We start from the raw sequence: 25,316 nt of genomic DNA on the forward strand, positions 1-25,316 counted from the left end.
ACCGGCATGTCCACTGGCTCGCATCCCGTTGACCTCCGTGACCTGGCCGCTCGGCTGGCGGTCGCGGCCGGGGAGGAACTGCTCGCCCGGCAGCGCGACCTGTCGATCGACGCGGCCGGTGTGGAGACCAAGAGTTCCGCGAGTGACCCGGTCAGTGCGGCCGACCGCGCGGCCGAGAAGCTGATCGTCGACGGCATCACGGCGGCTCGTCCGGGTGACGGTCTGCTTGGTGAGGAAGGTGCGTCGCGGGCGTCGACGAGTGGGCTCACCTGGGTGATCGATCCGCTCGACGGGACGGTCAACTATCTGTACGGGCGCGCCGACTGGAGCATCTCGATCGCCGTCGAGGACGCCGACGGCGCGATCGCCGGGGCCGTACACCACGCCCGCACCGGCACCACCTGGTCCGCGACCCGCGCAGGCGGCGCCTACCGGACCGACCCGGCCGACGTGGTTCGCCGGGAGGCGGCGCCGCTCCCGCGGCGCCTTGGTCCGTCGCGGGAGGTGCGGTTGGAGAATGCGTTGGTGAGTACGGGGTTCTCGTACCTTCCCGAGCGCCGCGCCGCGCAAGCCGCCGTACTGCAAGACGTCCTACCCGCCGTCCGCGACATCCGCCGCGGTGGATCGGCCGCCCTCGACCTCTGCTCGGTCGCCGACGGTACGGCGGATGCGTACTACGAGCACGTCATCCAGCCCTGGGACGTCGCCGCCGGCGCGCTGATCGCCCGTGAGGCCGGCGCCACCGTCGTCCGGGCTTTCCCCCAAGGCATCCTGGTCGCCGCGCCGTCGGTGGCCGAACCGTTGCTGGAACTACTCACCAGGAGGTCGGTGTGACGGTAGTGGACCTGCCGGCCCGCGCTCATCCGGACGAACAGACAGTTGCTAACGGCAATGACCAGCTGAAGCGCCGCCGTCGCCGCGAGTACGGGCTGTTCGCGTTGCTGGTGGCACCTAACCTGCTGGTGATCGCGGTGTTCGCGTACTGGCCGATCGTCTACAACGCGTTCCTCAGCCTGACCGACTGGAACATGATCGCGGCCCGCCCGAAGTTCGTCGGACTGGTGAACTACGGCCGGACGCTGACCGATCCCGCGTTCCACAAGACGCTCTGGGTGACGCTGCTGTTCACCGGCCTGATCGTGGCCGGCAGTCTGGTGATCGGGCTCGCGCTCGCGTTCCTGTTCAACCTGCCGCTGAAGGGCCGCGGCGCGGTCCGGACGATCGCGTTCGCGCCGCACATCCTGTCCGGCGCGGCGGTCGCGACGATCTGGGCGTTCATCTTCGACCCGGGGTACGGCCTGATGCGCGCGCTGATCGAACCGCTCGGCGCCGAGCCGCCGGACTGGCTGAACAGCTCGGACTGGGCACTGCCCGGCCTGGTCATCGTGTACCTGTGGAAGAACGTCGGGTTCGCCGCGCTGATCTACCTGGCCGGTCTGCAGGGCCTGCCGAAGGAGCTCGACGAGGCGGCCGCGATCGACGGCGCGTCCACCTGGACCAGGTTCCGTTCGATCAAGCTCCCGTTGCTTGCCCCGATCACCTTCTTCCTGCTGATCACCACGGTGATCGGCACGTTCCAGGCGTTCGACGTGATCGCCGTACTGACCGGCGGTGGCCCTGGTGACGCCACCACCACGCTCAGCTGGTCGATCTACAACGAAGGTTTCCAGGCGTTCAACGCGGGCCGCGCGGCGACGCTGTCGATCATCATGTTCGTCATCCTGCTGCTGGTCACCGCCGTGCAGGCCCGGGTGATGGAGAGGCGGGTGCACTACCGATGAAGACACGCGCGATCCAGTACGTCGTACTGGTCGGTGTGGCGGCCGTGTTCGTCGGACCGCTGTACTGGTTGCTGTCGACGGCGTTCAAGGACCCGGCCCAGATCTACCAGTGGCCGCCCGCGTGGTGGCCGCACCTGACCTGGGAGAACTTCAGCCTGGCGTGGAAGGCCGCGCCGTTCGACCGGTTCTTCCTGAACTCCACGATCATCACGGTCGTCGGTACGGCGTTGAAGGTGGTGAACGCCGTACTGACCGCGTACGCCTTCGCCTACCTGCGCTTCCCGGGCAAGAAGTACCTGTTCTTCGCGGTGCTCGGCGCGATGATGGTGCCCGGCCACGTGACGCTGCTGCCGAACTACCTGACGGTCGCGTCGCTCGGCTGGATCAACACGTACGCCGGGCTGATCATCCCCGGCATCGGGTCCGCGTTCGCGACGTTCCTGATGCGCCAGCACTTCCTCACGCTGCCGACCGAGGTGACGGACGCGGCCGCGGTCGACGGCGCGGGACACCTGCGCACGCTGTGGCGCGTCGTACTGCCGATGTCGCAGCCGATGCTGATCACGGTCGTGGTGATCACCGCGGTCGAGGAGTGGAACAACTTCGTCTGGCCGTTGATCGTCACCAACACGGCGTCGATGCGGACGCTGCCGGTCGGGCTGCTGATCCTGAAGGACGAGGAGGGCCTGGCGGCCTGGGGCACGATCATGGCCGGCACCCTGCTGGTGCTCGCGCCGATGCTGCTGATCTTCCTGATCGCCCAGCGCTACATCGTCGGCGGGATCACCGCGGGAGCTCTGAAGGGATGAGCATGAGGCGCAGGATGTTCTTGGGGCTCGCGGCCGGTACGACGCTCGCGGGCTGCGGGTACCGTTCGGTGGACGCGATCTACTCGCAGCCGGCCGGCAAGGTCCCGGCGCAGTACGCGAACCGGACCCGGGTGGTGTTCTGGTCGCCGTACGGCGGCGCGAACGGCAAGGCGGTCGACAAGCTCGTTGCCAAGTTCAACGACTCGCAGGACGACGTGTTCGTCGAGGTGCAGTTCCAGGGCAGCTACGACGACGTCGCGCAGAAGGTCGCGGCCGCGCTGGTCGCGAAGCAGGCGCCGGACATCGCCGTGCTGTCGGACGTCACCTGGGAACGGTTCTTCCTGAACGACGCGCTCGAACCGCTGAACGGGTACTTCGACGACGGGTTCGGCCCGGGCGTCTACCAGGAGAAGCTGTTCGGCGAGTACGTCGTTAAGGGGAAGAGCTGGGCGGTGCCGTTTGCCCGCAGTACGCCGATCCTGTATTACAACCGGGACGCGTTCGCGAAGGCCGGGCTGCCGGACCGGGCGCCGCGGACCTGGAGCGAGCTGCGCTCCTGGGTGCCGTCGCTGGCCAAGGTGCAGTCCGGCGGGCGGTCGCTGCGGACGATCGCGTTCGCGAAGATCGACGGCGACTGGCAGTTCCAGGGGAACGTGTGGCAGTTCGGCGGCGCCTACTCTCGCGGGCTCGATGTGACGATCGACCAGGCCGGTGCGGTCGCGGCCGGTGAGTGGCAGCGGTCGATGGTGCACGACCTCGGCGCGGCGTACATGGCGAGCAGCCCGAGTACGGACTTCGCGAACGGGCTGGTCGGGGTGATCCAGGAATCGACCGGGGCGATGAAGACCATCAGCGGCAAGGCGAAGTTCAAGGTCGGCGCCGGGTTCATCCCGTCCGAGGTGGCGTCCGGGCTGGCCACCGGCGGCGGCGGGATCGGGATGCTGCGGAACATCACCGACGAGCGCAAGCAGGCGGCCGCGACGTTCCTGCGGTTCCTCGCCCGGCCGGAGAACTCGGCGTGGTGGACGACGCAGACCGGGTACCTGCCGGTGGTGAACAAGGCGCGCGAGGATCCTGAACTGAAGAAGCTGATCGACGAGCAGCCGAACTACGGGGTGGCGATCGCGCAGCTGCAGAACGCGCGGCAGCAGGACGCGATCCGGCTGTACGGGCGGAACGCGAACGTGCAGATCTACACCGGGCTGCAGCAGATCTACGCGGACAACGCGAAACCGCAGCAGGTGTTCGGCTCGGTCGCGAAGCGGCTGAACGCGATCGGCGACGAGGTCGCCCGACTGTACGAGGAGAAGGTGCTGTGATCATCACCGGCCACCGGGGCGCGCTCGGGACCGAACCGGAGAACACGCTGCGATCGTTCCGCCGGGCGATCGCGGACGGCTGCGACGAGATCGAACTCGACCTGCGGGTGAGCGCCGACGGGGAGCTCGTGATCATGCACGACGCCACCGTGGACCGGACGACCTCCGGGTCCGGGGAGGTCGCCGCACTGACGCTCGCCGAGCTGCGTGCGGTCGACGCCGGTGGAGGCGAGCGGATCCCGACCTGGGCGGAGGCGGTCGCCGCCGTCGACGTGCGGATCCAGGCGGAGGTGAAGGCCGAGGCCGCCGTACCGCTGCTCGCCGAGTCCCTGAAGGCGGACCCGGCGCTGGCCGCTCGGACCATCGTCACGTCGTTCCATTCCGAGATCCTGGTCGCGGTCTGCGAGCTGTTCCCGGAGGTGGAGACCGGCCACATCTTCGGCCGTACGCCGCCCGTGGCCGAGGTCATCACCCGGACCCGAGCCGCCGGCGCCAGTTGGTCCATGTGCGGCATCGCCGACCTCACCGCGGCCGGCGTCGCCGAACTGAAGGCCGCCGGTCTGAAGGTCACCGCCTGGCCGGTCCCCGACGCCGCGACGCTGGCCACCGCCACAACTCTCGGTGTCGACGGCATCACCACCGACAACCCCCACCTCCTCCACGTGTCCTGAGTCACACAAATCAACGTGCGAATTTGTTCTTCCGTGGAACATAAATGTGTGATTGCCTTGTCGCATGGGAATCAGCATCGGTGTGGTCGGAGCGGGCCAGTTCGCCCCCTCGTTCCTGCGGTTGTGGTCGGCGCATCCGGACGTGTCCGAGGTGCGGCTGACCGACGTCATCCCCGAGCGGGCGGCGGAGATGGCCGCCAAACAGGGCATTACGACGACGCACGCGTCGTTCGAGGAGATGCTCGACTCGGACCTCGACGCGGTCGCGATCTTCACGCAGCGCTGGCTGCACGGGGAGATGGCGATCAAGGCGCTCGAGGCCGGCAAGCACGTGTACTCCACGGTCCCGATGGCGATCGAGGCCGACCAGATCGCCCGGATCATCGAGCTGGTGAAGGAGACCGGGCTCACCTACATGATGGGTGAGACCAGCTTCTACTACCCGTCGTCGGTGTACTGCCGGCAGAAGCTCGCCGACGGCGCGTTCGGCCGGGTGTTCTACTCCGAGGGCGACTACGTCCACGACATGGACCTCGGGTTCTACGCGGCGTACCAGTACTCGGGCGGCGAGGACTGGAAGAAGACCGCGTCGTTCCCGCCGCTGCTCTACCCGACGCATGCCGTCGGCAACGTTCTGTCGGTGACCGGTCAGCACGCCACCCACGTGTCGGCGATCGGCGTCCAGGACGACCGGGGCGACGGCGTCTTCGACAAGGACGTCAGCCAGTTCAACAACGACTTCTCGAACGCGACCGCGCTGTTCAAGCTCGCCGACGGCGGCATCATGCGGACCAACGAGATGCGCCGCGTCGGGTACCCGTCGCACATCCGCGAGTCGCGGCTGCGCGTGTTCGGTACCGAGGGCAGCTTCGAGCAGCTCGCCACCACGACGCTGTGGCAGAACAAGGAAGGCGTCGAGGACGTCTCCCGGCTGATGGAGACCAGGCCGACCGGTGACGACGCCGACCTGGCGAACGTCGACCCGGCGCTGCGGGACGCGTTCCGCAGCGGTCTGTCGCCGGTTCACGACCGCTCCCGGCTGCCGAAGGAGTTCGACGGCCTGCACAACGGCCACGAGGGCTCGCACCACTACCTCGCCGACGACTTCGTCCGCGCGGTCGCCGACAAGACCCTGCCGCCGATCAACGCCTGGGTCTCGGCCCGCTACACCCTGCCCGGCATCTTCGCGCACCAGTCCGCTCTGCAGGGCGGCGTACAGCTGGAGATCCCGGACCACGGCGACGCTCCTGCGTGATCGTACGAACGGGTAGTGGCCGGTTCGCCGGCCACTACCCGTTGTTCGGTACAGCAGATGTTCAGGTCCGGGACGCTCGGATCGGGTTGCGGCGTACCCGGGGTGAACGTAGGAAACTCCTATGACCCTGCGACGCCTGGGCCTGCCCGCCCTCTGCCTCTCCCTGACCCTCGGTGGCACTACCGCGATCGCCACCCCGCCGGCCGCGCATCTTCCGCTCGGCCCGGCGAACCTGACCGAGACCCGTGACATCCGCACGCTGCAGCCCGGTGTCACGCTGACGACCATCGTCCGCGGCCACGCCGACAGCAGCGCCGGCTGGACGGTCGAGATCGCGATCCCGTCGTCCTCGCCCGACCCGGACGCGCCCGCCGCAGCGCTCTCCGACCAGGCCGGTGCCGACAAGGCCGCCGCCAAGCTCCGCGCGGCCGGTCTCGACCCGCGGGTCGAGGACGTGCCGACGCCGCAGCTCGCCGACGCCGGCGGGAACAGCCTCGGGTACCGCGTCCGCGTCGGCTTGTTCGGGACCAAGCCCGAGGCCGACGCCCTGCGGGCCAAGGTGATCGCCGCAGGCCTGAACGGCTCCAGCCTCTACACCGGCTGGGACGGCGAGCCTGACGACATCGCCGGCTCGACCGGTCCGTGGCACGTCCAGGTCCTGACGATCGACCCGAAGACGTTCCGCGGCACGCTCGACGCGACGTACGGCCCCGACATCGAGCAGCGCGAGACCACCAGCGCGCTCGCGACCCTGACCGGCGCGACCGCGGCCGTCAACGCGGGCTTCTTCGTGCTCGACCCGAAGTCCGGCGCCCCCGGCGACCCGGCCGGCGTCGGCGTGTACGACGGCCGCCTGCTCAGCGAACCCACCAACGGCCGCCCCGCCCTCGTCCTCGACCCCCGCGGTACGTCGGTCGCCCGCTTCACCTGGCGCGGCTCCGTCGGCAAACTCCCGCTCGACGGCCTGAACCGCGTCCCCGGCCTGATCCGCAACTGCGGCGGTACGGCGGACGACCTGCCGACGTCGAAGCCGCTCCACGACACGACGTGCACCGATCCGGACGAGCTGATCGCCTTCGACCCGGCGTACGGCGCCTCCACTCCGACCGGCCCCGGTGCTGAGGCCGTCCTGGACCGCCGCGGCATCGTCACCGAGCTCCGATCCACCCGCGGCGGCCCGATCCCCGCGAACGGCCGCACCGTCCAGGCCACCGGCAACCTCGTCGCCCCACTCCTCGCCACGGCTCAGGTCGGCAAGCCACTGGCCGTCCGCTCGACGCTCCTCGACGAGAACGGTCACCCCGTACCGCTGACCCGCCGTACGACGATCGTCAACGGCGGCCCGGAACTGGTCCACAACGGCCGAATCCACGTCACCGCTGCCGCCGACGGCATGGTCCAGTCGACCCCAAGCTTCTACTACGGCTGGGTCCACAAACGAAACCCCCGCACCATCGCCGGCGTCGACGACAAGGGCCGCACCGTCCTCATCACCGCCGACGGCCGCAACGTCAACAGCCTCGGCCTCTCCATCTCCGAGGCCGCCGCGGTAGCCAAGTCCTTCCACCTCACCCAAGCCCTCAACCTCGACGGCGGCGGCTCGACCACCATGGTCGCCAACGGCACCGTCCTCAACACCCCCTCCGACGCCACCGGCGAACGCCCCGTCGGCGACGCCCTCGTGGTGACGAGGTAGGTCTCCGAACAGCTGCTGGGGTCGGACGACACGCAATTGCTTGTCGTCCGACCCCGGGAGGTGGGCCCTCACCCATGGACCGCGATCCGGTCCAGCTCGGCCCACGGGAGGATCCGGACGGGGACCGTACGGCGGCCATCGAGTTCGGCTCGGAGCAGGCGGTGCACTCCGTCGAGGATCGTGATGCGGTCGTCCGGGCGACGGACGACGTCCAGCGGATGGCGGAGGTCTGCGGCGAGCGTGCGTTCGTACTGCGCCTGGTAGGTGACCGGGTCCGCGGCGACCTGGTGGGGCGTGACCTGGAAGGGCCTGTCGTACGCCCAGAACGGAAGGTCCAAGTGGTGGGCGAGGTCCGCGACAGGTAGGTGCGCTGTCGGCAGGTCGAGGGCGTGGAGGCGGTCGAGGTCCCAGTGGAAGTCGAGGATGTACGCGGTGAGCGCCGGCGGGATGGGGAGTGGGAACGGGCGGCGGGTCACTCGTAGATTCTGCGGAGCCGGAGTGTCATCGAGTTCTCGATGTGTTGTGTCATCGCGGTCTCGGCGCGGGCCGGGTCGCCGGACGAGATCGCCTCGACGAGCATGCGGTGTTCGGTGAGTACTTCGGGGCCGATGTCGCGGTTGTAGTGCAGGCGGAAGATGTGCAGGTGGCAGTGCGTCCGCTCGAACGCCGACCGCACCTGCTCGCTCCCGGACAGCGACGCGATCAGCGAGTGGAACCGGTTGTCGTGCACGGTCAGCGACTTGTACCCGGCGTAGTCGATCGACGTCGGCTCGACCGCGGTCGCCAGCTCGGACCGCAGCAGCGACCGGCCCTCGTCGGTGATCAGTTCGGCCGCCCGCCGCGCCGCCCACGGCTCGAGCAGCAGCCGGAACCGGTACAGGTCGTCGAACTCGTCGAGCGACAGCAGCGGCGTCGCGCGGTACCCCTTGAGCGGCTCCTTCACCGCCAGCCCCTCCGACTCCAGCCGGGCGAGCGCCTCTCGGACCGGCGTCGACGACACCTGGAACTCGCGGGCCAGTCCGTCGATCGAGATCCGCGCCCCGGGCCGGATGACGTGGTCCATCAGCATCGTCTTGATGGCCTCGTACACGTCGTCGGCGAGCATCTGCCGCCGGAGCAGCCGCCGGTCCACCGGCGCCACTGGCTCGGTCATCAGGTGTCTCCGGATCTGGTCGCGGTCTTGACCCCACCGGTCAGGTTTCGGCAGGGTAACACTGGTAATCATGCATCATGCACGATTTTGGTCCGGCCTAGCTATGGGGAGTCACGAACGATGGTGAGGTTCGAACAGATCGGCGTGCTGCCTGAGCCCGGCGACAACGTCGCGATCGCGTCCCGGCGGCTGGACGCCGGCACGGAGGTCGAGCTCGACGGTACGGCGGTCACGCTGCCGCACACCGTGCTCGAGGGGCACCGCTTCGTGGTCGCCCCGGTCGCGGCCGGTGCCGCGCTGACCTCGTGGAACACCGCGTTCGCGCGCGCGTCCCGCGACCTCGTCCCGGGCGACTATGTCTGTACGCCGACCAGCCTGGCCGCGGTCACCGCCCGTGGGGTCGAAGGCCTGCCCGCGGAGCCGTCCGCGACCAACGAGCCGCTCGACCCGTACGAGCTGGACGAGGGCGCGCTCAACTTCGGCGCCCAGGTGACGAGCCACGAGCAGCCCGGTACGTTCCTCGGCTACCCGCGCGAGCAGGGCCCGGCCGGCACCCGGAACCACGTCGTACTGCTGGCCACGAGTTCCCGGAGCAGCGGATTCGTCACCGAGCTCGCGCGGCGCTTCGACGGCGCGGCCGCGGGCGACGGGGTCGTACCGGTCGCGCACACCGAGGGCGGCGAGGACGAAGTACCGAACAACCTGCACTTCCTGTTGGCGACGCTCGGCGGCTTCGCGCTGAACCCGAACGTCGGCGCGGTGCTGATCGTCGACACCGAGGGCGACGTCGTCTCCGGCGAGGCGATCAAGAACTTCCTGGCCGAGAACGGCTACCCGTCGATCAAGGTGCCGCACGCGTACTTCACCCGGAGCGCCGGCTTCGAGCACGACCTGACCGCGGCGGGCGCGCTGCTCGAGCCGTGGCTGCCGGTCGTCGACGCCCAGCCGCGCGTCGAGGTGCCGCTCGCGGACCTGAAGATCGCCCTCCAGTGCGGCGGAAGTGACGCGTTTTCCGGAATTTCCGCCAACCCGCTCGCCGGTCAGGTCAGCGCGGAGATCATCCGCCACGGCGGTACGGCGGTCCTCGCGGAGACCGACGAGCTGATCGGCGCCGAGCCGTACGTGCTGAAGAACGTCCGCGACCTGGCCACGGCGAAACGCTTCCTCACCACGATCAAGTCGTTCAAGGAGCGTGTCGGCTGGCACGGGCACACCGCCGAGGGCAACCCGTCCGGCGGCAACGTGTACCGCGGGCTGTACAACATCGTGCTGAAGTCGATCGGTGCCGCGCGCAAGCTTCCGCGCGAGGTCCGGTTGGACCACGTGATCGACTACGGCGAGCCGCTGCCCGACGATGGGTACATCTTCATGGACAGCCCTGGCAACGACCTGGAGTCGGTGGCCGGCCAGATCGGCAGCGGCTGCAACCTGATCTTCTTCACCACCGGAAACGGGTCGATCACGAACTTTCCGTTCGTTCCGACGCTCAAGTTCGTCACCACCAGCGCGCGGTACGAGCGGTTGCGCGCCGAGATGGACGTCGACGCCGGCAAGTATCTGACCGGTACGTCGATGGCCGACCTGACCGCGGAGACCTTCGACCTGGTCGTCCGGGTGGCGTCGGGGGAGAAGAGCGCGGGCGAGCGCGCCGGGCACAGCCAGGTGTCGATCTGGCGGAACTGGAAACAGACCGGTCCGCGCGAGGGCATCTCGATCACCACCGACGGCCGGATGGCGCGCAAGCTCACCGACCTGCCGGCCGAGGACCGCGACGCCCCGCTCGACGGGCTGCCGCACCCCGGTCTGACCTCTGGAAATCACACGCTTTCCGAATTTCTGAAAGTCGACGGCCGGCTCGTTCCCGAAGCGGTCGGGCTGATCCTGCCGACCAGCCTGTGCTCCGGCCAGATCGCGCTGCGGATCGCGGCCCAGGCGGAGCTGGAGAAGTGGGCGGGCGATGCGGTGACCCGGATGGTGGCACTCCCGCACACCGAGGGCTGCGGCAGCAGCGGCGGTGCGTCCGAGGAGACGTTCGCGCGGATCATGCTCGGGTACCTGCTGCACCCGAACACGCGGATGGCGCTGCTGCTGGAACACGGTTGCGAGAAGACGCACAACGACTACTTCCGCTCGCGGATCGTCGAGGCAGGCGCGGATCCGGCGCGGTTCGGCTGGGCGAGCATCCAGGGCGACGGCGGCCTCGACGCGGCCGGCGGCCGGGTCAAGGACTGGTTCAGCAGCTTCGACCTGCAGGCTCCGGTAGAGCAGCAAGGTGACCTCGGCGCGCTGACGATCGGCCTGGAGGCGCGCGGCCCGTTCTCCGCGGACACCGCCGAGGCGCTGGCGCTGATCGGCCGCGAGATCGTCGGCTCCGGCGGTTCCGTCGTACTGTCGTCGCGTGGTGCACTGCTCGCCGACACCGTTTTCCGGACCGCGGCGTTCGGATCGGCGGACGCGGTCGGGCCGACCGTCGCGCACGGGCAGCGGCTCGCGGCGCCGGGGTGGCACGTGATGCGGATGCCCGGGACGGACTGGATGGAGACCGCGACCGGGTTCGGCGCGACCGGCGTCCAGCAGATCCTCGCGCATGTTGCCGGCGGCACCTTGTCGGCGCAGCGGTTCGTGCCGGTGGTCGAGTTCAGCAACGACCCGGAGACGGTCGCGGCGTACGGCGACGACCTCGACGCGGTCGCCACCGGAAACGCGGCCGAGCAGGCGCGGATCGGGCTGGACACGATCGCCGCGGTCGCCGGCCGCCGGCTCGTCCCCAAGGCGGTTGCCTCCGGCAACATAGGTTTTCAGATCACCCGCGGTTTGCTCGGTACGTCGATGTGAGAGGCATATCCATGCACTTGGTCCGTTATCTGTCCCCGATCGACGGCCGCCCCGTCCCCGGTGTGCGCACCGGCGACACCGTCGCTCCGCTCGAGGGGGTGAACTCCTTCGCCGAACTGCTCGGGCTGCCGCTGGCCGAGCTGCAGGCCGCGGTCGCCAAGGTCGGCGCGCCGCTGCCCGCCGACGGGCTGAAGTTCCTGCCGCCGCTCGACGGGCGCGGCGAGGTGTGGTGCGCGGGCGTGACGTACGAGCGGTCCCGCGGCGCGCGGATGGAGGAGAGCAGCGAGCAGTCGGTGTACGACAAGGTGTACACCGCCGACCGGCCGGAACTGTTTCAGAAAGCGCCGGCCTGGCGGGTCGTCGTCGACGGCGAGCCGGTCGGGATCCGCTCCGACTCCGGGCACGACGTACCCGAGCCGGAGCTCGCGGTCGTTGCCAACAGCCACGGTGAGATCGTTGGCTTCACTATCTGCAACGACATGAGCTCGCGGTCGATCGAGGGCGTGAACCCGCTGTACGTCCCGCAGGCGAAGCTGTTCGCCGGCGGGTGCGCGCTGGCGTCCGGGATCCGGCCGGTGTGGGAGGTCGCGGACCCGAAGGCGCTCGCGATCAACCTGGTGATCCGGCGCGGGGACGCCGAGGTGTTCAGCGGTACGACGTCCACCGCGAAGCTCGTCCGCGAGCTGAAGGACCTGATCGACGCGCTGTTCCTGCCGAACGACTTCCCGGACGGGGTGATCCTCGCGACCGGCACCGGCATCGTCCCCGAACTCGACTTCGCCCTCGCCGAAGGCGACGTCATCACGATCACGATCGACGAACTCGGCACCCTCACCAACCCCGTCACCACCGGCAAGGAACCCTTCGCCCACCTCGCCACCGACAACCTGGAAGGACTCCGATGACCCCGGGCCCTGACCACATCCAAACCACCGGTGACACGTCTCCTGCCGAGCTGGAGCAGGCGCTGGCCGCCGCGGTTGCTGCTGCGCCCGCCTTCGGAGCAGCCGAGCCCGCCGTACGCGCCGGGTGGATCCGTGCGGTCGCCGACGCGCTGGACGCCGCCTCCGGCGAGCTGGTGCCGATCGCGATGCGGGAGAGTTCGCTCCCCGAGGCCCGCCTGACCGGCGAGGTCGCCCGCAGTACCGGCCAGCTGCGGATGTTCGCGGATGCGCTGGAAGAGGGCTCGCTGCTGGAAGTGACCATCGACACCTTGGACCCGCAGGCCAAGCCGGTCCCGCGCCCCGACCTGCGCCGCGTCCTCGTGCCGCTCGGCCCCGTGCTGGTGTTTGCCGCCAGCAACTTCCCGTTCGCGTTCAGCGTCTGCGGCGGCGACACCGCCTCCGCGCTGGCGGCCGGCTGCCCGGTGATCGTCAAGGCCCACCCCGGCCACCCGGAGCTCTCCGTCCGCACCGCCGCCGTGATGATCGACGCTCTCAAGGAGGCCGGCGCCCCGGACGGCACGTTCGGCCTGATCTCCGGGTTCGACATCGGCGTCACCGCGCTGAAGGATCCGCGGATCACCGCGGCCGGCTTCACGGGTTCGGTCCCGGCCGGCAAGGCGCTGCACGAGATCGCGGTCACCCGCCCGGAGCCGATCCCGTTCTACGGCGAACTCGGCAGCCTCAACCCGGTCTTCGTCACCCAGGCGGCCGTCGATGCCCGCGGCAACGACATCGCCGGCGGGTACGTCGGCTCGTTCACGCTCGGCGTCGGCCAGTTCTGCACCAAGCCCGGCCTGCTGTTCCTCCCAGCCGGCCACGGCCTGCAGGATCAACTGATCGAAGCTGTCGGCGGCGTAGCCCAGGCCCCGATGCTGAACGACCGCATCAAGGACGGCTTCAGCTCCGGCCTCGACCGCCTGGAGAAGGTGGACGGCGTACGGGTCTGGGCATCCGGCGGCGCAACCCTGCTTCAGACAACGGTTTCCGAACTGCTTTCCCGCCGTGACGAGATCCTCGAGGAGTGCTTCGGCCCGGTCTCGATCGTTGTCGAGTACAACGACCACGACGAACTCGTCCAAGCCCTCGAAGCCTTCGACGGCAACCTGACCGCGACCCTGCACGCCGAGGACTCGGACGCCGACCTGGCCCGCGAACTCCTCCCGAAGCTGACCGCCCGGGCCGGCCGCGTGCTCTGGAACGGCTGGCCCACCGGCGTCGCCGTCTCCTGGGCGCAGCACCACGGCGGCCCGTTCCCGTCGACGGTCGGCTCGATCCACACCAGCGTCGGCGTCACCGCGGCACGCCGGTTCCAGCGTCCGGTCGCGTACCAGGACACCCCGGACGCGGTGCTCCCCGACGTACTCAAGGACTCCAACCCGGCCGGGATCACCCGTCGGGTGAACGGAACCGTGACCACAGACGAGGTGACGCGATGACTGACGAGCCCACTGTCGACGAGCCGGACCAGCCGATCGGCCGGCGGAGCTTCGACCACTGGTTCGGGGAGAAGGGCCGCAACGGGTTCATCCACCGGTCGTGGATGAAGTCGCAGGGCTTCACCGAGGAGGTCTTCGACGGCCGCCCGGTGATCGGGATCTGCAACACCTGGTCCGAGCTCACCCCGTGCAACGCGCACCTGCGGCGGCTCGCCGAGTCGGTCAAGCGCGGCGTCTGGCAGGCCGGCGGTTTCCCGGTCGAGTTCCCGGTGATGTCGCTCGGCGAGACGCTGCTGCGGCCGACCGCGATGCTGTTCCGGAACCTGCTCAGCATGGACGTCGAGGAGTCGCTGCGCGGCAACCCGATCGACGGCGTCGTACTGCTGACCGGCTGCGACAAGACCACGCCCGGCTCGATCATGGGCGCCGCGAGCGTCGACCTGCCGACGATCGTCGTCACTGGCGGTCCTATGTTGAACGGTAAATTCCGCGGCTGCGACATCGGTTCCGGTACGGCGGTGTGGCGGTTCACGCAGGACCTGAACGCCGGCCGGATGTCGGCCGACGACTTCGCCGCGGCCGAGGCCGGGCAGTCCCGCAGCAACGGGCACTGCATGACGATGGGCACGGCGTCCACGATGGCGTGCATGGCGGAGGCGCTAGGTCTGCAGCTGACCGGGTCCGCGGCGATCCCGGCGGTGGACTCGCGCCGGTACGTCGTCGCGCAGAAGTCCGGGCAGCGGATCGTCGAGATGGTCAAGGAAGACCTGAAGATCAGCGACATCCTCACCCGGGACGCGTTCGCGAACGCGGTCCGCGCGAACGCGGCGATCGGCGGCTCGACGAACTTCGTCATCCACCTGCTCGCGATCGCCGGCCGGGTCGGCGTCGACGTGACGCTGGACGACATCGACCAGTGGGCGCGCGGCGTCCCGTGGCTGGTCGACCTGCAGCCGTCCGGGAAGTACCTGATGGAGGACTTCTACTACGCCGGCGGGCTGCCCGCCGTCCTGAAGGAGATCCTGCCGCTGCTCAAGACCGAGGCGATCACGGTCACCGGCCGCACTCTCGGCGAGAACGTCGCGAACGCGGAACGGATCGAGGCGACGTACCCCGGCGCGGAGCCGGGCAGCCAGACGTACGCCGTGATCCGGCCGGTCGGCGATCCGCTCGGCAGTGGCGCCGGGACCGCCGTACTGAAGGGGAATCTCGCGCCGGACGGGGCGGTCATCAAGCAGTCGGCGGCGTCCGAGCGGCTGTCGCGGCACCGGGGCAAGGCGCTGGTGTTCAGCAGCATCGAGGAGTACGACAAAGCCGTCGAGGACCCGGACCTGGACGTCGACGAGGACACCGTGCTGGTCCTGCAGAACGCCGGGCCGCGCGGATACCCGGGGATGCCGGAGGTCGGCAACATGACGATCCCGCGGAAACTCGCGGAAATCGGTGTCGACGACATGGTCCGGATCTCGGACGCCCGGATGAGCGGTACGGCGTACGGCACCGTCGTCCTGCACGTGACCCCCGAAGCAGCCGTCGGCGGTCCGCTCGCCCTCGTCCGCACCGGCGACTGGATCGAACTCGACGTCCCCGCCCGCCGCCTGCACCTGGACGTCTCCGACGAGGAACTGGCCAAGCGCCGCGCCGACTGGCAACCCCCCACCCCACCGTCCGACCGCGGCTGGGCCCGCCTCTACGTAGACCACGTAACCCAAGCCAACCAAGGCTGCGACCTGGACTTCCTGGTAGGCCGCACCGGCTCCGCCGTCGGCCGCCAGAGCCACTGATGCCAACCTCTTCATCCCCGACGAGCTCGTGGGGGCCGTTCGACGCCATCCGGGGTCTGCGGCCCAGCGGAACCCTTCCTCAGGTGACTCCGATCCGGCAGGTGCTGACAGACCTGCCGGTGTCGGTTGATCCGTACGGTGATGCTCGGGCGGCGCTCGCGGCGCTGCGGGTTGCCCCGGGTGCGCGGATCGCGGTGACGGCCGGCAGCCGGGGGATTCGGGATCTCGTGCCGGTGGTGAAGGCCGCCGTGGACTGGTTGCGGGACGCGGGAGCCGAACCGTTCGTCACCCCCGCGATGGGATCCCACGGTGGCGCCACCGCCGGCGGGCAACGGGAGATGCTGGCCGGCCTCGGCATCAGCCCGGAGTCCGTCGGTTGTCCCATCGAAGCGACGATGGAGACCGTTGTCGTCGGCACCCTCCCGGACGGTACCGAGGTCCACCACGACGCGATCGCCGCGAAGGCCGACGGCGTACTCCTGGTCAACCGCGTCAAACCGCACACCGACTTCCGCGGCCCGATCGAGAGCGGGATCGCGAAGATCCTCGCGATCGGTCTCGGCAACCACCGTGGCGCCGCCTCCCTGCACGCCGGCGGCATCCCGTCCCTCGGCGGCAACATCGAAGCCGCCGCCCGGATGATCGTTGCGCAAGGCAAAATCCTGGGTGGTCTCGCGATCCTGGAGAACGCCGAGGACCGCACCGCCGCGGTCGAGTTCCTCGGCGCATCAGGCATCGCGGAAAACGCGGAAAACGCTTTACTGCAAAGAGCATCGGCGCTTCTCGGCCGCCTCCCGTTCGACCAGCTCGACGTCCTGGTGGTGGACGAGCTCGGCAAGGACAAGTCCGGCGCCGGCATGGACACGAACGTGATCGGCCGCTGCTGGGTGCACGGTATCCCCGAGTTCGAGTCCCCGAACATCGCCGCGATCAGCGTGCATTCGCTGTCCCCGGCCTCCCACGGGAACGCGTCCGGCCTCGGTCTGGCCGACGTGATCCCGGCACGTCTACTCGAGCAGATCGACCTCCAGGCGAGCTACGTGAACGCGCTCACCTCCGGCGCCGGCGGTGCCCGCCGGTCCCGGCTGCCGATGGTGATGGAGGACGACGAGGCCGCCGTACTGGCGGCCGTGACAATGTGCGGACGGCGGCACTGGTCCGAGCTCCGGCTGGCCCGGATCAAGGACACGCTGTCGCCGCACGAGCTGATGGTGACACCGGCCCTGCTGACCGAGGCGGCCGAACGATTCGACCTGGAGATCACCGGTACCGCGCGCGACCTGGCGCCGGCCGGCCGACTCGGACCCTGGAGCGACAGATGAACCTTCGTGAAGCCCGTGCCCTGCTCGCCGACCGCGGTTTCCGGCCTGGGGAAACGTCGACGAAAACGTTTTCCGACGGTTCCCCGTACAAGGTCGAGATCCCGTCCTGCGAGGGCCCGCGGGTGATGACCGCGGTCCTGGAGGAGGCGAAGGACCGCGGCGTCCGGGTCGACCGGGTGTCGCAGGGCAGCGGTGTGATGATGCTGACCGACGGCGAGATCGAGGAGATGCTGTCGCTCGGCGCGTCCGAGGGTGTCGAGGTGTGCCTGTTCCTCGGCCCACGCGGCTCCTGGGACATCGGCGGCCAGGCGAAGGTCTCGGCCGCGGTCGGGGGCGTTGCCCGTGGCAACGAGCAGGTGGCGGCCTCGTTGTGCGACGCGTTCCGCGCGGTCGAGCTCGGCGTCCGCAGCCTGCTGGTCGGCGACCTCGGCGTACTGGAGATCATCGGTCAGCTGAAGCTCGAGGGTGAACTGCCGGCCGATCTGGTGCTGAAGACGTCGGTTCTGATGCCGTTGCCCAACGCACCGACCGCCCAGCTGTACGAACGCCTCGGCGCGACCAGCCTGAACGTGTCGACCGACCTGCCGGTGCCGGTACTCGCGGAGATCCGGTCGGTGACGACGGTACCGATCGACATGTACATCGAGGTCCCCGACGACCAGGGCGGACACGTCCGGTTCTACGACGTACCGGAGATCGTCCGGGTGGCGGCGCCGGTGTACCTCAAGATGGGGCTGCGGAACGCCCCGAACATCTACCCGGTCGGCGCGCACCTCGCCGGTACGGCGGAGGCCCTCGGGCGGGAGCGGGTCCGCCGGGCCGAGCTGATCCTGCGGCTGCTCGCCGAGCAAGATGAGGGATGAGTTCCTGGACCGGCTCCGGTCGGTCCTCGGTGACGTCGTCGACGACCCGGACATCCTGGACAGCCATCGCAACGACCACGCGACCTTCTGTACGGCGGGCGTGCCGCGGGCGTTGGTCCGTCCAACGAACACGGCCGAAGTGCAGGAGGTACTGCGGCTCGCGTCCGAGTTCCGCGTACCCGTGGTCACACAGGGCGCCCGGACCGGCCTGTCCGGCGCGGCGAACGCGGTCGACGGCTGCCTGCTGCTCTCGACCGCGCGGCTGAACCGCATCCTCGAGATCTCCGTCGAGGACCAGGTCGCCGTCGTACAACCGGGTGTCGTGAACGCCGAGCTGTCCCGCGCCGTCCTCGCGCGGGGCCTGTTCTACCCACCGGACCCGTCCTCGTGGGAGATGTCGACGATCGGCGGGAACATCGCCACGAACGCGGGCGGCCTGTGCTGCGTGAAGTACGGCGTCACCTCGGACTTCATCCGCGGCCTGGAGGTCGTCCTGGCCTCCGGCGAGGTAGTCCGCACCGGCCGGCGCTCCGCGAAGGGCGTCGCCGGCTACGACCTGACGCGCTTGATCGTCGGCTCCGAGGGCACACTCGGCGTCGTCACCGAGGCCACGCTCGCACTCCGACCCGCCCCCGAGGCCGCCCTCACTGCCGCCGCGACCTTCCGCACCATCGAGGACGGCATCGCGGCCGCAGCTGCCGTGATGGGCGCCGGCCTGCGACCGTCACTGCTGGAGTTCCTGGATCAACCAACCCTGCGAGCCATCCAGGACTATCGCGACATGGGCCTGCCCGCGGAGGCTGGTTCGATGCTCCTCGCGCAGTCCGACCGCGGCGACCGCGCGGCGCAGGACGTGGCGCGGATCGCGGAGATCTGCGCGACCCACGGTGCCGTCGACGTCGCCGAGGCCTCGGACTCCGAGGAGTCGGCCATGCTGCTGGAGGCGCGCAGACTCGTCAACCCGGCGCTGGAACGGATCGGAGTCACGTTGATCGACGACGTTTCCGTACCGCGTTCCCAGCTCGTCACGCTGCTCCGCGGCATCGCCGGCATCGGCACGGAGTACGACGTACACATCTTCTGCCCCGGGCACGTCGGTGACGGGAACATGCATCCGACGGTGGTGTTCGACCGGAACGACGCGGCCGCCGAGGCACGGGCGGTGCAGGCGTTCGAGGCCGTGATGGAGCTGGGACTGCGGCTCGGCGGGACGATCACCGGCGAGCACGGGATCGGTACGCTGAAGGCCCGCTGGCTGGAGACGGAGCTCGGGCCGGTCGGGCTCGAGCTGCACCGGCGGATCAAGGCGGCGTTCGACCCGCTGAACCTGCTCAACCCTGGAAAGGTGCTGCTGTGATGGATCCTTCGGCCGTCCGCCCGTCGTCGCGGCAGCTCGCCTGGCAGCGGCAGGAGCTGACTGCCTTCGTGCACTTCGGCCCGAACACCTTCACCGATCTCGAGTGGGGGACCGGGCTGGACGATCCGGCCGCGTTCAACCCGACGGCGCTGGACTGTTCGCAGTGGGTGTCGACGCTGGTCGCGGCGGGGTTCAAGAGCGTGATCCTGACGGCCAAGCACCACGACGGGTTCTGCCTGTGGCCGAGCAAGTTCCTCGACCATTCGGTTGCCGCGTCGTACGGGCGTGACGTGGTCGGGGAGCTGTCCGCCGCGTGCCAGGCCGCGGGCCTTGGGTTCGGCGTGTACCTGTCGCCGGCGGACCTTTACCAGGAGAAGGCGCCCGGCGGGTACTACGGCAACGGCAGCCCGGCGGTGCCGTCGCGGATCGGCGAGTTCGAGTACGTCGTCGACGACTACAACCGGTACTACCTGAACCAGCTGCACGAGTTGCTGACGTCGTACGGGCCGATCGCCGAGGTGTGGCTGGACGGGGCGAATCCGACCAGCAGCGCGCAGAGCTACGCGTTCGACGACTGGTTCGACCTGATCCGGCGGCTCGCTCCGGACGCGACGATCGCGGTCGGTGGGCCGGACGTGCGGTGGGTCGGCAACGAGGACGGGTTCGCGCGCGAGACGGAGTGGAGCGTCGTACCGTTCGGCGACGGCCGGATGGTGGCAGAACAGACCGCGCCGGACGTTGCCGGTCCGGAGCTGATCGCCCAGGCGGGCGAGCTGCGCTGGTACCCGGCCGAGGTCGACGTGTCGATCCGCCCGGGGTGGTTCTACCACGCTGCGGAGGACGGCGCGGTCAAGCAGGTCCCGGAACTCCTGGACATCTATCGCAAGTCGGTCGGGCGCAACGCCGTACTCCTCCTCAACATCCCACCCGACCGCCGCGGGCTGTTCGCCGAGCCGGACGTCGAGGCGTTGCTGGCCTTCGGTGAGGCGGTGCGGGCGTACTACGCCGCCGATCTGGTGCTACCGGCAACCATCAACGTTCTCGACCTCCGCGAGGACATCGAACACGGCCAGCAGATCGAGTCCTTCGCCGTCGACGCGCTCGTCGACGGTTCGTGGCAGGAGATCGCCACCGGCACCACGATCGGCCACCGCCGCCTGCTCCCGCTGCCCGAACCCGTCGACGCGGACGACGTACGCCTGCGAATCCTCGTCACCCGCGCCGACGCCGACGTACACCTCAGCACCCACTACGACCCGACGATCGGCTAGCGGCTACCCGTACATCACTCCTGCACGGACACGACCCGCGTCCAGTCGGAGCACTCGGCCTCGCACCACACATGATCCCCACGGTGCGCGATCCGATCCCGCTGCACATGCCCACACGCCAGCAGTACCCGCCGCATCGAGTGCCCCTGCGCGACCGGAGCACCGGTCCTGCCACCAGGCACCCGCTTCCTGTTCCTGAGGTCGGCCACGGCCGGTCCTCCTCTCTTGTCCGATTGGCAGGGTGGCTGGTCCTTCCCAGCCACCCAGCGGTGAGAGCGAGATTCGAACTCGCGAGCCGGGACGACACCCGGCCGACGGTTTAGCAAACCGCTGCCCCTACCAACAGGCGGACCTCACCCGAGGTTCCTGCCGTGTCCCCTGTGCACGGCAGGAACCTGTTCAGCCCTTGACGCAGATGACCTGCTTGAGGTGGGCTACTACCTCGACCAGGTCGGACTGGGCCGCGATGACCGAGTCGATGTCCTTGTAGGCGGCGGGGATCTCGTCGATCACGCCGGCGTCCTTGCGGGACTCGACGCCTTCGGTCTGGGAGATCAGGTCCGCGACGGTGAAGCGGCGCTTGGCCTCGTTGCGGCTCATTCGCCGGCCTGCCCCGTGTGAGGCCGAGTAGAACGAGCGCTCCGAGCCGAGCCCGCGCACGACGTACGACCCGGTCCCCATCGACCCCGGGATCAGCCCGAGGTCACCGCGTCCGGCCCGGATCGCGCCCTTGCGGGTGACGAGCAGGTCGAGGCCGTCGAACTGCTCCTCGGCCACGTAGTTGTGGTGGCACGAGATCGGCTGCTCGAACCGTACGTCGACCTCGAACGACTCCCGCACCGCCTGCATCACGAGCGCGAGCATCACCGCGCGGTTCCGGGCGGCGTACTCCTGCGCCCACGTGAGGTCCCGGCGGTACGCGTCCATCTCCGGCGTACCGGACAGGAACACCGCCAGATCACGGTCCGGGAGGTCCGCGTTGTGCGGCAGCTCCCGGGCGATCCGCATGTGCCGCTCCGCCAGCTCCTTGCCGATGTTGCGGCTGCCGGAGTGCAGCATCAGCCAGACGCGGTCCTCGTCGTCGAGGCACACCTCGATGAAGTGGTTGCCGCCGCCCAGCGAACCCATCTGCAGCTTCGCCTTCCGCTCGCGGTCCTGCACACCGTCGTGCAGGCTCGTGAACACGCCCCACAGCTTGTCCCACGGGCGCGGGTCCAGCCCGAGCCGACGGACGCCGACCGGGTCCTCGTGCGCCCGGAACCCGACCGGTACGGCGGCCTCGATCCGGGACCGGATCGCCGACAGGTCGTCCGGCAGATCCGCCGCCGTCAGCGACGTCAGTACGCCTTCCATCCCGCACCCGATGTCGACGCCGACCGCGGCCGGCGACACGGCCTGGTACATCGCGATCACGGACCCGACCGTCGCACCCTTACCCAGATGTACGTCGGGCATCACGCGGACCCCGTGCACCCACGGCAGCGCGGCGATGTTCCGCAGCTGCTGCAGCGCCTTCGCGTCCACGTCGTACTCCTGCGCCCACATCAGCGTGGAGCTCTTGGCCCCACTCAGCTCCACCGGAAGCTCCACGATTCCCCTCCTCGTTCGATGACATGCAGCTGCCAGGGCAGGGCTCGAACCTGCGGGGCCTCGGGTCAGAACCGAGGGTGGGTCACCGTCGCCCACCTGGCATCGCGCTCGTCGGCGACACCGGGTGGTGTCGCGTCAGAGCGCTATCTCGGCACGGGAAGGGATCCACGGCTGCCACAACAGCGGCATGCCGGCCTCTTCCGGGGTGCGCGAGCCCTTCTTCTCGTTACAGGTCGCGTGCGCGGCGACGGCGTTCAGCCACTCACCGCGCCCACCTCTGGACCGCGGTACGACGTGGTCCATCGTCGTCGCGCCGAGCCGGCCGCAGTACGCGCAGGTGTACTTGTCTCGCTTCAGGACGCCGGCCCGCGTGTACTGCAGGCGGCCGCCGGCGTACCGCCACTTCATCACGACGTACCGCACGAGCCGCAGGACGCGGGGAAGGGGGAACGGTCCGATGCTGGCGCCGTCGTGGGCCTCCTCGACGACGGCGACCTCGCGGACGAGCATCCGGATGGCGTGCGGGATCGACACGACGTGCAACTGCTCGTACGAGGCGTTCAGGACGATCACACCGCTCATGTGGTTCCTCCTCCCTTCCAGTGTGCCCGACCGGCGGTCAGCAGGTCGGCGATGTCGGTGTCGGGTCAACAGATGTTCACTCAGGGTGTCCGGCGGGGCTCGAATCCGCTCCCTCCGGGGCCACAGTGCCTCGCCTGTTTTGTTTGGGACACAGCACGCCCGGCAGGACTCGAACCTGCACTCCCCTGCTTCGTAGGCAGGTGCTCTCTCCAGTTGAGCCACGGGCGTCCGGTGCCCTGTGCCGGATGTACTGCGGATTTCCGTCACAGGGCACGCTTCGTGGCGCCCGCTCGGCCGGTAGCTGACGTACTGCGGGCGCCTGGTCCAGCTGGGAGGACTCGAACCTCCGATCTCCTCAACCCAAATGAGGCGGCCTGGCCACTGGCCTACAGCTGGTAATTGCGACAAATGTCCAGTTGTCAATTGTTCGTGCCGGTATCCGTGAATACCGGAAAGCACCGATGGAGGGAATCGAACCCTCATGACGCGGGTTTGGAATCCGGTCCGCAACCACTGCACACCGGCGATGGCCCGAGCTTTCGGGCTTCGGGCAAAAGAAAAGAGCCGCCTGCTGCCGGTACCCGGCTCAGACGGCTCCTGGAGTCTCCCCAGTCGGAGATCACCCAGGCGGACCGCCCACACGCGGGGTCAGCTGGTAGTAGTAGTTGGCCTCATCGCCCACGGACCGCAGGCACGCCGACAAAGCCATGCGGCCGGGCCGCCAGGCTTCACTCAGGATGCGCTTTCCGTACACGATCTCTCCTTGGGGTCTTGGTCTTGCGGGAATTAGTCTCGCCCAACTCCACTGTCGAAGTCAACGCATTTCCCGGACAATTTGTTCCACTACCTATTCCACCCCACTACGACGCACATAACCCGCCCTCTCGTTCCCCGTCGGTGCCCCCCTGCCCGACCGGTCCGCGAGTGATCCCGAGCACACCCCGCACCCCGCCGTACCGCCACCCCCGGATCCGATTCGGAATCCTCCCCCTCCTCCCGCTACACTCTTGCCTCGGTACCACGCCGCCTTAGCTCAGTCGGCAGAGCGTCTCACTCGTAATGAGAAGGTCGTCGGTTCGATTCCGACAGGCGGCTCAACAAGAAACCCCAGGTCAGCGCGCACATGACCTGGGGTTTCGTCTTGCTCGGCACCCTCACGGGACCGGACTTGCTAACGCTCTTGCTAACACGGCACCAGCGCGGATGCCTCCGGGCCCTCGTCTTCGTCGTCATCGTCAACGGGGTCCGGCTGGTCGGCAGCCGTCGCGAAGATGTCGGCTACACCGGCTGCATGCCGCCGGATGACGTGCGCGTAGATCCGCAGCGTGATGGCCGGGTCGGCGTGCCCAAGCCGTTCCGCGACGACGTGAACCGGGACCCCAGCGACTAGGAGCATCGTCGCGTGGACGTGTCGCAGGTCGTGCAGACGGGCGTGCGGCAGCGGCTTGTCCGGCCCCTTGTCCGGGTCGTCGGGGTCCGGGTGGTTGTACGACCGGATGACCTTGCCCATGAGCTGCGTGACTGTGTCCGGGTAGATCGGAACGCCGAGGCCGGTCGTGAAGAGGTGGCCGGTGTTCACCCACGCATCACCGAGTGCAGCCTGATCCTCCATCTGTGCACGACGATGTGCCTTGAGCACGTCGACCGTTCCGGGGTCGAGGCTGACGGTCCGCTCGGTTCCACCCTTGGTCGTGCCCTCCACACGCTCCCCGTCCACGATGCCGACCGATCCTCGGATGCGTATCGCGGGAGCCTTCCAGTCGACGTCAGACCATCGGAGGTTGAGCAGTTCGCCCCGTCGAGCGCCTGTGTACGCCGCAAGGCGGTAGAACGCGCCTAGCCGATGCCCGCCGACCAGGTCGAGGAACAGCCGTAGCTCGCCAGCAGTCCAGACCTCACCCAGCCGTCGAGCCTCACGACGGGGTCGCTTCGCACGTTCAGCAGGGTTGCTCGGCAGGATCTGTTCGAACCGGACAGCGTCGTTGAATGCCTTGCGTAGTACGGCGTGCACCTTGTCGACGGTTGCCCGAGCTAGCGGCTTCCCGTCGACACGACCCGAGTCCAGGAGATCCAGGTACATCGCGGTCAGGGTGGTCGGTCTGACAGCCTGCAGACGCATCCGCCCGATGCGGGGTTCTACGTATTGCCGAACGAGCCAGCGGTATCCGGAGAGCGTGCGCGGCTTCGTCTCCAGTGCATGCGCATCGAGCCAATCCCGCAGATACTGCGAGACCGTGATTGCCGAACGGTCGACGTACTCACCGCGTCGAGCTGCTCGGCGTGCTTCGTCGCGTGCGGCCTTGGCATCGTCTTCAGTCGCGAACCCGCCGACCCACTTGGGCTTGCTGCGTCCCGTGTCGGGGTCGATGACGCGGATGACGTACGACCAGGTGTTGCCGCGCTTCATCACGCCGTCGTTCAGCTTGCCGGTCGTGCCCTTGCCTTTGGCCATCACGCAGCCTCCCCAAGCCCGGCGACGAACTGCCGCAGGTCAGCCGCCTTGATGAGGCGTGAACTGTCGATCTTCACGGAGCGGAGGCTGCCGGACTGGATGAGCTGGTACACCTTCGCCCGACTCAACCCGAGCGCGGAAGCGACTTCCGGGACGCGGTACAGCAGCTTGGTTTCCTGCATGGTCTCTCCCCAGA

The 25,316-nt window shown here is 69.0% G+C and carries 22 protein-coding genes and 5 tRNA genes; 16 read left to right on the top strand and 11 right to left on the bottom strand.

Annotated elements, in window-relative coordinates; translation table 11 throughout:
• Positions 1 to 6: 6 nt before the first annotated feature.
• From ACXJJ3_RS25015 to ACXJJ3_RS25045, 7 genes are all read left to right on the top strand, one after another.
• Positions 7 to 834 (top strand): inositol monophosphatase family protein, encoded by an 828-nt coding sequence (locus ACXJJ3_RS25015; RefSeq protein ID WP_458164276.1) that lies wholly within the window; start codon positions 7 to 9, stop codon positions 832 to 834.
• Positions 831 to 1,781 carry a carbohydrate ABC transporter permease gene (locus ACXJJ3_RS25020; protein ID WP_458164277.1) on the top strand — a complete coding sequence of 317 codons (951 nt, stop codon included), beginning with the start codon at positions 831 to 833 and terminating at the stop codon, positions 1,779 to 1,781. Before ACXJJ3_RS25015 ends, ACXJJ3_RS25020 begins: the two co-directional genes overlap by 4 nt.
• Positions 1,778 to 2,590: a carbohydrate ABC transporter permease gene (locus ACXJJ3_RS25025; RefSeq protein WP_458164278.1), complete on the top strand. Its 813-nt coding sequence runs from the start codon at positions 1,778 to 1,780 to the stop codon at positions 2,588 to 2,590. Before ACXJJ3_RS25020 ends, ACXJJ3_RS25025 begins: the two co-directional genes overlap by 4 nt.
• A 2-nt stretch (positions 2,591 to 2,592) precedes the next feature.
• Positions 2,593 to 3,909, top strand: a complete 1,317-nt coding sequence (locus ACXJJ3_RS25030; protein ID WP_458164279.1) for an ABC transporter substrate-binding protein — start codon at positions 2,593 to 2,595, stop codon at positions 3,907 to 3,909.
• A complete protein-coding gene (locus ACXJJ3_RS25035; protein ID WP_458164280.1) occupies positions 3,906 to 4,580 on the top strand; it encodes a glycerophosphodiester phosphodiesterase in 675 nt (224 codons plus the stop codon). The genes ACXJJ3_RS25030 and ACXJJ3_RS25035 overlap by 4 nt, the downstream gene beginning before the upstream one ends.
• Before the next feature lie 64 nt (positions 4,581 to 4,644).
• Positions 4,645 to 5,835, top strand: coding sequence for a Gfo/Idh/MocA family protein (locus ACXJJ3_RS25040; protein ID WP_458164281.1), 1,191 nt, complete (start codon positions 4,645 to 4,647; stop codon positions 5,833 to 5,835).
• A gap of 121 nt (positions 5,836 to 5,956) precedes the next feature.
• On the top strand, positions 5,957 to 7,531 hold the full coding sequence (locus ACXJJ3_RS25045; RefSeq protein WP_458164282.1) for a phosphodiester glycosidase family protein: 1,575 nt from the start codon (positions 5,957 to 5,959) through the stop codon (positions 7,529 to 7,531).
• A gap of 68 nt (positions 7,532 to 7,599) precedes the next feature.
• Here ACXJJ3_RS25045 and ACXJJ3_RS25050 read toward each other — a convergent pair whose 3' ends face one another.
• Both ACXJJ3_RS25050 and ACXJJ3_RS25055 read right to left on the bottom strand, forming a co-directional pair.
• Positions 7,600 to 8,007: a hypothetical protein gene (locus tag ACXJJ3_RS25050; RefSeq protein WP_458164283.1), complete on the bottom strand. Its 408-nt coding sequence runs from the start codon at positions 8,005 to 8,007 to the stop codon at positions 7,600 to 7,602.
• Entirely contained in the window at positions 8,004 to 8,684 is a 681-nt protein-coding gene (locus ACXJJ3_RS25055; protein WP_458164284.1) for a GntR family transcriptional regulator, read from the bottom strand. Before ACXJJ3_RS25055 ends, ACXJJ3_RS25050 begins: the two co-directional genes overlap by 4 nt.
• A gap of 120 nt (positions 8,685 to 8,804) precedes the next feature.
• On the opposite strand from ACXJJ3_RS25055, the gene ACXJJ3_RS25060 reads away from it, so the two are divergent.
• From ACXJJ3_RS25060 to ACXJJ3_RS25095, 8 genes are all read left to right on the top strand, one after another.
• Entirely contained in the window at positions 8,805 to 11,519 is a 2,715-nt protein-coding gene (locus ACXJJ3_RS25060; RefSeq protein WP_458164285.1) for a UxaA family hydrolase, read from the top strand.
• 11 nt (positions 11,520 to 11,530) lie between these two features.
• On the top strand, positions 11,531 to 12,424 hold the full coding sequence (locus ACXJJ3_RS25065; protein WP_458164286.1) for a fumarylacetoacetate hydrolase family protein: 894 nt from the start codon (positions 11,531 to 11,533) through the stop codon (positions 12,422 to 12,424).
• Complete coding sequence (locus tag ACXJJ3_RS25070; RefSeq protein ID WP_458164287.1) at positions 12,421 to 13,899, top strand: aldehyde dehydrogenase (NADP(+)); 1,479 nt, start codon at positions 12,421 to 12,423, stop codon at positions 13,897 to 13,899. Before ACXJJ3_RS25065 ends, ACXJJ3_RS25070 begins: the two co-directional genes overlap by 4 nt.
• On the top strand, positions 13,896 to 15,683 hold the full coding sequence (locus tag ACXJJ3_RS25075) for an IlvD/Edd family dehydratase (RefSeq protein WP_458164288.1): 1,788 nt from the start codon (positions 13,896 to 13,898) through the stop codon (positions 15,681 to 15,683). The genes ACXJJ3_RS25070 and ACXJJ3_RS25075 overlap by 4 nt, the downstream gene beginning before the upstream one ends.
• An 83-nt stretch (positions 15,684 to 15,766) precedes the next feature.
• On the top strand, positions 15,767 to 17,005 hold the full coding sequence (locus ACXJJ3_RS25080; RefSeq protein ID WP_458164289.1) for a nickel pincer cofactor-dependent isomerase, group 22: 1,239 nt from the start codon (positions 15,767 to 15,769) through the stop codon (positions 17,003 to 17,005).
• The gene (locus tag ACXJJ3_RS25085; protein WP_458164290.1) at positions 17,002 to 17,868 is read left to right on the top strand and encodes a U32 family peptidase; all 867 of its coding nucleotides are present in this window, start codon (positions 17,002 to 17,004) and stop codon (positions 17,866 to 17,868) included. Before ACXJJ3_RS25080 ends, ACXJJ3_RS25085 begins: the two co-directional genes overlap by 4 nt.
• Positions 17,858 to 19,225, top strand: coding sequence for an FAD-binding oxidoreductase (locus ACXJJ3_RS25090; RefSeq protein WP_458164291.1), 1,368 nt, complete (start codon positions 17,858 to 17,860; stop codon positions 19,223 to 19,225). Before ACXJJ3_RS25085 ends, ACXJJ3_RS25090 begins: the two co-directional genes overlap by 11 nt.
• Positions 19,225 to 20,496 (top strand): alpha-L-fucosidase, encoded by a 1,272-nt coding sequence (locus tag ACXJJ3_RS25095; RefSeq protein WP_458164292.1) that lies wholly within the window; start codon positions 19,225 to 19,227, stop codon positions 20,494 to 20,496. Before ACXJJ3_RS25090 ends, ACXJJ3_RS25095 begins: the two co-directional genes overlap by 1 nt.
• 14 nt (positions 20,497 to 20,510) lie before the next feature.
• On the opposite strand, the gene ACXJJ3_RS25100 is transcribed toward ACXJJ3_RS25095, so the two are convergent.
• The 7 genes from ACXJJ3_RS25100 to ACXJJ3_RS25130 all read right to left on the bottom strand — a co-directional run bounded on the left by ACXJJ3_RS25100 (position 20,511) and on the right by ACXJJ3_RS25130 (position 23,064).
• Entirely contained in the window at positions 20,511 to 20,705 is a 195-nt protein-coding gene (locus ACXJJ3_RS25100) for a hypothetical protein (RefSeq protein WP_458164293.1), read from the bottom strand.
• 58 nt (positions 20,706 to 20,763) lie between these two features.
• Positions 20,764 to 20,854: transfer RNA gene (locus ACXJJ3_RS25105), tRNA-Ser, on the bottom strand.
• Between the two features lie 41 nt (positions 20,855 to 20,895).
• The gene (locus ACXJJ3_RS25110) at positions 20,896 to 22,086 is read right to left on the bottom strand and encodes an RtcB family protein (protein WP_458164294.1); all 1,191 of its coding nucleotides are present in this window, start codon (positions 22,084 to 22,086) and stop codon (positions 20,896 to 20,898) included.
• Positions 22,087 to 22,115: 29 nt separating this feature from the next.
• Positions 22,116 to 22,188 (bottom strand) — tRNA-Gln (locus tag ACXJJ3_RS25115).
• 33 nt (positions 22,189 to 22,221) lie between these two features.
• Positions 22,222 to 22,668, bottom strand: coding sequence for an HNH endonuclease (locus ACXJJ3_RS25120; RefSeq protein WP_458164295.1), 447 nt, complete (start codon positions 22,666 to 22,668; stop codon positions 22,222 to 22,224).
• Between the two features lie 154 nt (positions 22,669 to 22,822).
• Positions 22,823 to 22,896, bottom strand: a tRNA-Arg gene (locus tag ACXJJ3_RS25125).
• A gap of 92 nt (positions 22,897 to 22,988) precedes the next feature.
• A tRNA-Pro gene (locus ACXJJ3_RS25130) sits at positions 22,989 to 23,064 on the bottom strand.
• A gap of 626 nt (positions 23,065 to 23,690) precedes the next feature.
• On the opposite strand from ACXJJ3_RS25130, the gene ACXJJ3_RS25135 reads away from it, so the two are divergent.
• Positions 23,691 to 23,763: transfer RNA gene (locus ACXJJ3_RS25135), tRNA-Thr, on the top strand.
• Between the two features lie 88 nt (positions 23,764 to 23,851).
• Here the strand turns inward: ACXJJ3_RS25135 and ACXJJ3_RS25140 are convergent.
• Together ACXJJ3_RS25140 and ACXJJ3_RS25145 are read right to left on the bottom strand one after the other, a co-directional pair.
• The gene (locus tag ACXJJ3_RS25140; protein ID WP_458164296.1) at positions 23,852 to 25,120 is read right to left on the bottom strand and encodes a tyrosine-type recombinase/integrase; all 1,269 of its coding nucleotides are present in this window, start codon (positions 25,118 to 25,120) and stop codon (positions 23,852 to 23,854) included.
• Positions 25,120 to 25,302, bottom strand: coding sequence for a helix-turn-helix domain-containing protein (locus ACXJJ3_RS25145; protein WP_458164297.1), 183 nt, complete (start codon positions 25,300 to 25,302; stop codon positions 25,120 to 25,122). The genes ACXJJ3_RS25140 and ACXJJ3_RS25145 overlap by 1 nt, the downstream gene beginning before the upstream one ends.
• Positions 25,303 to 25,316 lie beyond the last annotated feature (14 nt).

Source organism: Kribbella sp. WER1 (genome assembly GCF_054189145.1).